The organism is Halorubrum sp. Atlit-26R, assembly GCF_003666015.1.
Taxonomy (GTDB): domain Archaea; phylum Halobacteriota; class Halobacteria; order Halobacteriales; family Haloferacaceae; genus Halorubrum.
Genome location: NZ_QPLT01000156.1, coordinates 1 through 855, shown reverse-complemented (window position 1 = coordinate 855; position 855 = coordinate 1). Strand labels below are relative to the sequence as shown.

The 855-nt window shown below is 67.6% G+C and carries 1 protein-coding gene and 1 pseudogene; both read left to right on the top strand.

Going from position 1 to position 855, the window contains the following annotated elements; all coding sequences use genetic code 11:
• Positions 1-363 (top strand): hypothetical protein (locus DVK07_RS22920; RefSeq protein ID WP_199719647.1); only part of this gene is annotated, 363 nt, incomplete at its 5' end.
• Between the two features lie 216 nt (positions 364-579).
• Positions 580-855 (top strand): annotated as a pseudogene (locus DVK07_RS19900) (hypothetical protein); the annotation flags it as partial.

Sequence of the window (855 nt, the reverse complement as noted above, 5' to 3'; positions counted from 1 at the left end):
ACGACCCGCGATGAGGGGGTCACCGCGTTCAACGAACGAAACTACTCTGACGCGGTCGATCCACTTGAGACCGCGCTCTCCGGCTACGAGGACGCCGAGGACGGCTTCGCCGAGGCCGCGGACCTCGCGAACGAGATCGGAGAAGAAACCGCCGCCGACCTCTGCGAGATCGCCGTCGACGAGACCGCGCTCCAGGCGGACGCGACGGACGCCGCGCTCTCGGCCGCGCGGGCCGCGCGCAGCGACGCCGACGCGGAAACGATCAACGGTCACATCGAGCGGTTCCGGTCGCTCCGCGAGGACGCCGCGGCGATCGACGTCGCGGACGCCGACGCGGTCGCGAGCGCGCTCGGACTCGACTGAGTCCGGCCCGACACCCGAATAATTATACTAAAGTAAATTAGTTTATTTGGTAGTATGTGTGGGAGCATACGTCGGTCCCCGGCCCCTCGGCGAGCGCTCGCTTCCGGACGCCGCTCGGTTCCCGGATCCGACGCCCAGGAGGAACGGAGATGACGGGGTCGACCCGGACGAGCGCGGCGCTCGATCGGACTCGGGTACCGCCGGAGGTGGCCTGACGTGTCGATCTCCGAGCAGCGAGAGTACACGCCCCCGGAGAAAGACGAGTTCTACGACCTGTTGAGCAACCATCGCCGGCGGTACGTGATCCACTTCTGTAAGCAGGCCGACGAGCCGCTCACCCTGTCGGACCCCGCGGAGATGGTGGCCGCGCGCGAGCAGGACAAGTCCGTCCCCGAGCTCACGTCCGCCGAGCGCAAGCGCGTGTACACCTCGCTCCAGCAGACCCACCTCGACCGGCTAGCCAGCGCGGGGATGATCGACTACGACGGCGAC